Source organism: Streptomyces sp. NPDC054841, from assembly GCF_053611045.1.
The window spans coordinates 1-8,264 of record NZ_JBSGZO010000384.1; the positions used below are offsets into that span (position 1 = coordinate 1).

5 protein-coding genes and 1 pseudogene are annotated in these 8,264 nt (G+C 72.7%); 5 read left to right on the forward strand and 1 reads right to left on the reverse strand.

All coding sequences use genetic code 11. The features are described 5' to 3' along the window. The coding region (locus ACWGI8_RS33915; protein WP_453666864.1) for an AI-2E family transporter at window positions 1-1,188 on the reverse strand (1,188 nt) is incomplete at its 3' end. Window positions 1,189-1,416: 228 nt separating this feature from the next. On the opposite strand from ACWGI8_RS33915, the gene ACWGI8_RS33920 reads away from it, so the two are divergent. The 5 genes and pseudogenes from ACWGI8_RS33920 to ACWGI8_RS33940 all read left to right on the forward strand — a co-directional run. Continuing rightward, window positions 1,417-1,632 carry a hypothetical protein gene (locus tag ACWGI8_RS33920; protein ID WP_453666866.1) on the forward strand — a complete coding sequence of 72 codons (216 nt, stop codon included), beginning with the start codon at window positions 1,417-1,419 and terminating at the stop codon, window positions 1,630-1,632. Between the two features lie 277 nt (window positions 1,633-1,909). Then, entirely contained in the window at window positions 1,910-5,452 is a 3,543-nt protein-coding gene (locus ACWGI8_RS33925; protein ID WP_453666868.1) for a DNA polymerase III subunit alpha, read from the forward strand. Beyond that, entirely contained in the window at window positions 5,449-6,432 is a 984-nt protein-coding gene (locus tag ACWGI8_RS33930) for a DNA polymerase Y family protein (RefSeq protein ID WP_453666870.1), read from the forward strand. Before ACWGI8_RS33925 ends, ACWGI8_RS33930 begins: the two co-directional genes overlap by 4 nt. A 280-nt stretch (window positions 6,433-6,712) precedes the next feature. Then, window positions 6,713-7,576 (forward strand): esterase/lipase family protein, encoded by an 864-nt coding sequence (locus ACWGI8_RS33935; RefSeq protein WP_453666872.1) that lies wholly within the window; start codon window positions 6,713-6,715, stop codon window positions 7,574-7,576. Between the two features lie 116 nt (window positions 7,577-7,692). Beyond that, a pseudogene (locus ACWGI8_RS33940) lies at window positions 7,693-8,264 on the forward strand (hypothetical protein); the annotation flags it as partial.

Genomic DNA, 8,264 nt, shown 5'->3' on the forward strand with positions numbered 1-8,264 from the left:
GGCCGGATCAGCCCGGCCTGATCCAGAAGACAGGCCCTGGTCGTGCGTGGCGCGCAGCGCCTGGCGGGCCGCCCAGATCACGGACACCACCGGTACGGCCACGACGGCGCCGATCACCCCGGCGGCGATGGCCCCGCCGATGACCGAGAGCGCCACGACGACCGGATGCAGCCGGACGGCCCAGCCCATCACGACCGGATGCAGCACATGTCCCTCGATCTGGCCGATGATCACGATCAGGGCGATGACCACCCCGGCGATGACCGGGCCCTTGGCCGCCAGTGCCACGATCGCGGCGACGGCGAGCGCGATGGGCGAGCCGATCAGCGGGACGAAGGCGGCGAAGAACTCGAGCAGTGCCAGCGGCACGGCCAACGGGACACCGAGGGCGAAGAGCGCCAGCCCGACCAGGATCGCGTTGGTCGCCGCCACCAGCACGATGCCGTGGGTGTATCCGGTGAACGTCCGCCATGCCGCGCGCCCCGCCACCGACATCCGGTCCCGGGCCGGCACCGGAAACTGCTCGCAGAACCAGCCCCACTGCCGGTCGCCCGAGTGCAGGAAGAAGACCGAGCAGAACAGTGCCAGCGCCAACGTCGTCAGCACCTCCACCAGCCGGCCCGCGCCGCTGAGCGCCGTACTGATCAGCTTCGACCGGTGCTCGGACAGGAACTTCCCGATCCTCGACTGGAGGTCCGTGAGGGCTTCGGGGTTCAGCCGGAACGGCGGCTGCTCCAGCCACTTCTCGATGCGGCCGATCCCGGCGCCGAACTCCCGCTGCAGTGTGACCCGCTCATGGGCGACCGTCTCACCGACGAGGGCCAGGATGCCGAGGACGACGACGATGCTGCCGAGCAGCGCCACGGTGACGGCGAGCGGTCGCGGCAGCCGGCGGGCCAGCAGATCGGCCACCGGCCGGAGCATCGCCGTGACGACGAGACCGAGGAAGACGGCGACGCCGATCTCGTGAAAGCGCCCGAGGACCATGAAGAGGGCGTACACGACGGCGCCGACCGCCAGGAGCCGCCATGCGTACGCGGCGGCGATCCGCAGCACGGGGGAGACCGTTGGGCCGGTACTCGGCCCGGCGGCTTCCCCGGGGGAGCGGGACACCGGGCGGGCGGGACCGCGCACCGCGCGGCGCGCCGTGCGGATCCGGTGTCGTCGCTGTGCGGATGGCCTGGGCATCGCCCCGACTAGTACCACCGGCGGCGCCCGGGCCAACGTACCGGGCCCGACATTCGCCCGAAGGCACCGCAGACCGGGGGAGGGCTCAGGTGCGTTCGGCCGGCCGGGCTCAGGCGCGTTCGACCGGCTGGGCCCGGGTGCGTTCGGCCAGCCGCTGCGCCGCCCGCCGAGCGGGCCGAGGCGAGGGCCTGGCGCCGGTCGGCGCCCCGCTGCCCCAGCACCACCCGGGTGCTCAACCCGTCGAGCAGCGCGAGGAGTTCCGACGCGCGGCCCGGCACGTCGAGGCCGGGCGCGAAGCCGGTCCGGTCCCGTTCGCCGACCGTCGGCAAGGCCGCGGACTTCGTCGTCCTTTCCCGCGACATCCTGCGGTGCGCCTCCGACGACGTCCCCGGCACGGTCGCGGAGGTCGTTGCGGTCGGCGGAGAGGTGGTGCACGCGGTCTGATCACCCCGGCGGGGCGGGGTTCCACCGGCCGCCGGGCCCCGCCCGCCTCGCCCGGGGCCCCGCCCGCGTCGCCGGTGGGTGCCTCGCCGGCCCGTGAGACCCAGGGCCTGTCCGAGGCTCCACAGCGCGCCACACCGCCCGGCAGCGCACCCAGCACCGGACCAGGTATGTGCGCAGGTGGGGCGGGGTCGAACGACGGATGCCCCGCCCGGCCCCACCGGGATCGCACGAATGTTCGAAACTTGGTCTATGGTGGAGGCGGGGAGGTGAGAACGGATTGATCCAGGAGGTGCGGGTGCCCGGTTTCACGCATCTGCACACCGCGTCCGGATACTCCGTGCGGTACGGGGCCTCGCATCCGGAACGGCTGGCCGAGCGCGCCGCGGAACGGGGCATGGGCGCCCTCGCCCTGACCGACCGCGACACCCTCGCGGGCGCGGTCCGCTTCGCCAAGGCCTGCGTCAAGGAGGGAGTGCGCCCGCTGTTCGGCGCCGAGCTCGCCGTACGGGAGCACGCGCCCACGGCCGCCGCGCGACGGCGCACACCCGCCAAGGGCGGAGCCTTCATCGACGAGTCCGCACCCCGGGTCACCTTCCTCGCCCGCGACGGTGCCGCCGGCTGGGCGGAGCTCTGCCGGCTGATCACCGCCGCCCACACCGCCGACGGCCGGCCCTCCGTCGACTGGCCCACCCTGAGGGGCCCCGCCGGACTCACCGTGCTGCTCGGGCCGGCCTCCGAGGTGGGCAGGGCACTGGCCGCCGGCCGCCCCGACCTGGCCGCCCGGCTGCTCGCGCCCTGGCGGGAGCGGTACGGCGACGCACTGCGCCTCGAAGCCGTGCACCACGGTCTGGCGGGCACGGGCCCCGGCTCGCTGCGGCTCGCCGCCCGCACCGCCGGTTTCGCCGCCGAGCAGGGCGTACGGGCCGTGCTGAGCAACGCCGTACGGTACGCCGACCCCGGCCAGGGCCCAGTCGCGGACGTCCTCGACGCGGCCCGCCGGCTCGTCCCGGTCGACCCGGCCAGGGGACTCGACAGCGGTGAGCGCTGGCTCAAGGGCGCGGACGACATGGGCCGCGCGGCCGAGCTGATCGCCGAGGCCGCCGGATGGCGGCGCGACGCGGCGCACCGGCTGCTCGCCGTTACCGAGGAGACCGCCGCCGAGTGTCTCGTCGACCCCGAGGGTGACCTGGGCATGGGGTACGCCTACTACCCGGAGCCGCATCTCGTCGGCGCCGGCCGGCGCACCGCGCAGCGCGTCCTCGCCTCCCGTGCCGCCGCCGGGATGGTGCTGCGGGGTTACGACCGGATGCCGAAAGCGCGTGAGTACTGGGAGCGGATGCACTCCGAGCTGGACATCATCGCCCACCACGGCAACGCCACCTACTTCCTGACGGTCGCTCAGGTCGTCGACGACGTCCGCCGTATGGGCATCCGGGTCGCCGCGCGCGGCTCCGGCGCCGGATCCCTGGTGAACCACCTGCTCGGCATCGCGCACGCCGACCCGGTCGAGCAGCATCTGCTGATGGAGCGCTTCCTGTCCAAGCGCCGGTTCGCGCTGCCCGACATCGACATCGACGTCGAGTCCGCGCGCCGGCTGGAGGTGTATCGCGCGATCATCGACCGCTTCGGCGAGGAGCGGGTCGCGGCCGTCGCCATGCCCGAGACCTACCGGGTGCGGCACGCCATCCGGGACGTGGGCGCCGCGCTGAGCATGGACCCGGCCGAGATCGACCGGCTCGCCAAGGCGTTCCCGCACATCCGCGCCCGCGATGCCCGCGCGGCGATGGAGGAGCTGCCCGAACTGCGCGAGGTGGCACGGGAGTACCGGCCTGACGGGGGCCGGTACGGCAAGCTCTGGGAGCTGGTCGAAGGACTGGACGCGCTGCCGCGCGGCGTCGCCATGCACCCGTGCGGGGTGCTCATCTCGGACTCCTCGCTGCTGCGGCGTACGCCGGTGATGCCGACCAGCGGTGAAGTCCCCCACAGCCCTCCGGGCGTGGGAGGTTCCCCCTTCCCCATGTCGCAGTTCGACAAGGACGACGTCGAGGACCTCGGGCTGCTCAAGCTCGATGTGCTGGGCGTACGGATGCAGTCCGCGATGGCGCACGCCGTCGCCGAGATCGAACGGGCGACGGGCCACCGGCTCGATCTGGACGACCCGAAGCAGGTGGCGCCGGGCGACCCGGAGACGTATCGGCTGATCCGCTCGGCCGAGACGCTGGGCTGCTTCCAGATCGAGTCGCCGGGCCAGCGCGATCTCGTCGGCAGGCTGCAGCCCGCGACCTTCCACGATCTGGTCGTCGACATCTCGCTGTTCCGGCCGGGGCCGGTCGCCGCGGACATGGTGCGGCCGTTCATCGAGGCCCGGCACGGACGGGCGCCGGTCCGCTTCCCGCACCCCGATCTGGCCGGACCTCTGGGAGAGACCTACGGAGTGGTGGTCTTCCACGAGCAGATCATCGAGATGGTGAACATCATGACCGGCTGTGGCCGGGACGAGGCCGACCGGGTCCGGCGCGGGCTCTCCCATCCGGAGTCGCAGGGGGAGATCAAGGCGTGGTTCGCGCGGCAGGCGGAACGGAAGGGATATGCGGCCGAAGTGATCGCGCGGGCCTGGGAGATCATCGAGGCGTTCGGCTCGTACGGCTTCTGCAAGGCGCACGCGGTCGCCTTCGCCGTACCGACGTACCAGTCGGCGTGGCTGAAGGCGCACCACCCCGCGGCCTTCTACGCCGGGTTGCTCACGCACGACCCCGGGATGTACCCGAAGCGGCTGCTGCTGGCGGACGCGCGGCGGCGGGGGGTGCCGGTGCTGCCGCTGGATGTGAACCGGTCTGCGGTCGCTCACCGTATCGAACTGGCGTCCGGAGAGAAGGGGGAGAAAGGGGAGAAGAGGGAGAAGGGGGTGTGGGGTCTACGGCTGGCGTTCTCCGACATCCACGGCATCAGTGAGGCGGAGGCGGCACGGATCGAGGCCGGACAGCCCTACTCCTCGCTGCTGGACTTCTGGGAGCGGGCCCGTCCCGGGCGGCCGGTCGCGGAACGGCTCGCGCAGGTGGGCGCACTGGACGCGTTCGGCGCCAACCGGCGCGATCTGCAGCTGCACATCGCCGAACTGCACCGTACACAGCGCGGCCTGGCCTCCCACGGTGGCCAGCTGCCCCTGGGAGGCGGCCGCGGGACCGCGTCCGTCGGGCTGCCCGACCTCAACGAGGCCGAGCGGCTCAGCGCCGAACTGGGCATCCTCGGCATGGATGCGTCCCGCCATCTGATGGCGGACCACCATGTCTTCCTCGACGAACTCGGCGCGATCCCCGCGAAGCGCCTGCGCGATGTCGAACACGGGGCGACGGTGCTGGTCGCGGGAGCCAAGGCGGCCACCCAGACCCCGCCGATCCGCTCCGGCCGCCGGGTCATCTTCACCACCCTGGACGACGGAACGGGCCTGGTCGACCTGGCCTTCTTCGACGACAGCCACGAAGCGTGCGCCCACACCGTCTTCCACTCCTGGCTGCTGCTGGTCCGCGGCGTCGTCCAGCGCCGCGGCCCCCGCAGCCTCAGCGTGGTCGGCTCCGCCGCGTGGAACCTCGCGGACCTGATCGAGGTCCGGCGTACGGGCGGTCTGGACGCGGTGGCTCAGCGGCTGGCCGCGGCGGACGCGTCCACCGGCCCGGCCGCCGGTACCGCTCCGGTTGCCGGCCGCAGCATCCGCATGTCCACCGGCTACGAGATGAACGCCTGGGCGGATCTCCGGCCCGCGGGTGAGGGAACCGCTGCGGTGAGGAAGTTGTGGCACCAGAGTCCGGGGAGCGCGGGATGACGACAGAGGCATCGGTTCTGTACCTGCGGTTCCGCGGGCCGGACGGGGCGGCGCCGGACGCGGCCGCGTACGCGGGGCTGCTCGGGCTGCTCGGGGCGTTCACCCCGGTGGTGGAGGCGGTGGGGCCCGACGGTGCGCTCGCCGATGTGCGGGGCGCGCTGCGGTACTTCGGGCGGGATGCCGCCGGGCTCGCCGCCGTGATACGGGTACGGGCGCTCGCCCTGTACGGGGCCGACTGTGTGATCGGCGCCGGCCCGAACCCGCTGCTGGCCAGGATGGCGGCGCGGGATGCCGGGCCCGGCGCGACCCTGGTCGTGGGCGACGCGGTGGAGTTCCTCGCCGGGCGGCCGGTCGCCGCGCTGCACGGCGTAGGGCCCGCGACGGCCCGCGCCCTCTGCGGATACGGGCTCGACACCGTCGACCGGGTCGCCGCCGCGCCCCTCGCCGTACTGCAGCGGATCCTCGGCGCGCGCGCCGGGCGCGAGGTGTACGAGAAGGCCCACGGCCTCGACCGCACCCAGGTCGTCCCGAACGCCGCCGCACGCTCCGTCGCGGCCGAACGCACCTTCCCCCGCGACGAACTGGACCGCGACCGGCACCGTCGTGCTCTGCTCTCGCTCGCCGAGGAACTGGGCGCCCGGATGCGCGGTGATGGCCAGGTGTGCCGCTCGCTGACGCTCACCGTGCGCTACGCCGACCGCACCACGACCACCAGGTCGCGCGCCCTGACCGAGCCGACCGCGCACTCCGCGGCGCTCACCGGCGCCGCGTACCGGCTCCTCGACGCGCTCGGTCTGCAGCGCGCCCGGGTGCGCGCCCTCGCGCTCCGCGCCGAAGGGCTGATCCCCGCCGAGCGGGCCGCACATCAGCTCACCTTCGACCCTGCCGACGAGAAGGCCCGCCGCCTGGAGGCGGTGGCCGACCGGGCTCGCGCCAAGTACGGCCCGCGGGCGGTCATTCCTGGCTCGCTCGCCGCGTAGCCCCGTGCACAGTCCGCCGGGGAAGTCTTCCATGGGCTCATCGTGAGCCTTCCACGGGCCTTCAGAGGCTTGCCGACCCGATGCTGTGCCTGTGAGTAACCGAACAGACACGGATCTTGACGGTTCTTCAGTTTTTACCGACGCGTAACTTCCCAGCTTTAGTTACTCGCGCGTACGTTGACATGAGCACAGCCCTCTTCTTGTGGTCCGGGCCGCAGGGTGAATCCCCACATCCCCACATCAGCCTCGCAATTCCCTTGAGCCGCAAGGAGAACGCACGATGCTGTCCTTGAAGCGTGCCCTCAGACCGCTGACCGCCGCCCTGCTGGCGGTGGCGATCGGACTCGCTCCGGCCGCCACCGCCACCGCCACCGCCGCCGAGCCCAGCAGCGGATGGAACAACTACTCGTGCAAGCCGTCCGCCGCCCACCCCCGCCCCGTCGTCCTCGTCCACGGCACCTTCGGGAACTCCGTGGACAACTGGCTCGCCCTCGCGCCGTACCTCGTCAAGCGCGGCTACTGCGTCTTCTCGCTCGACTACGGCCAGCTGCCCGGCGTACCGCTCTTCCACGGCCTCGGCCCCATCGAGAAGTCGGCCGAGCAACTCGACGCGTACGTCGACAAAGTCCTGGCCGCGACCGGAGCCGCCGAGGCCGATCTGGTCGGCCACTCCCAGGGTGGCATGATGCCGCGCCACTACCTCAAGTTCCTGGGCGGCGCGGACAAGGTGAACGCCCTCATCGGCCTGGCGCCCGACAACCACGGCACCACGCTCAACGGGCTCACCGGCCTGCTCAAGTACTTCCCGGGCGCGGCGGACCTGCTCAGTTCGAAGACCCCGGGTCTCGCCGACCAGATGACCGGCTCCGCGTTCCTGACCAAGCTCAACGCGGGCGGGGACACGGTCCCCGGCGTCCGCTACACCGTCATCGCCACCAAGTACGACGAGGTCGTCACCCCGTACCGCTCCGGGTTCCTCGACGGACCGGACGTCCGCAACGTGACGCTCCAGGATCTGTGCGCCCTTGACCTCTCGGAGCACGTGGCGATCGGGCTGCTCGACCGGATCGCATTCCACGAGGTGGCCAACGCGCTGGACCCGGCGCACGCGCAGCCGACGACCTGCGCGTCCGTCTTCGAGTAAATCCTTTCCGCACCCCCCCGGCACCAACCCCGGTTGCCGCAAGCCATGTTGGGTTGTCGGCAACGGGTGCGCCGCGCCCGTTGGCTCTACCATGCATGTAACGGGGGAGGCGATTGATGGTGCTTTCGAGGAAGTCCTTTCACGCCCTGGCGGCAGTGGCAGCCCTGCTCCTGATGTCCGGTTGCGGACAGGAGCAGAACCACCGGCGTGAGTCCATGCCGAGTGCGCAACCCTCGCGTACCGCGGCGCCGTCCACTGCACCGACCGGTGCTGAGCCGCCGCACCACGGCGAGGGGACGACGGACGACCGTACGTCCGATGCGGGCGGCGCGGGCTCCGGTGGCACGGGCGATGCCGCCGGGGGCCGTGACGCCTACGGCGGTGACCCCGTGCCGCCCCCCGCTCCGCCGCCCACCGACGCGGGCCGGCCGCCCGCCCCCGGCACCGGGATCGACCCCGGCGGAGGCAGTGAGGGGGGTGACACAGGCGGAAGCGACGACGGCGGTACCGGCGACACTCCGACGTGTCCGCCTCCCGAGGAGTCGACCGACCCCTCCGATTCGGCCGAACCGCCTTCGCCCTCCCCGTCGGACGACGATCCGAGCAGCTCACCCGGTCCGGACGATCCGTCCTCGCCGCCCGGCGACTCCCCGACGCCGTGCCTGTCCGAGAGCGCGGACACGAAGGT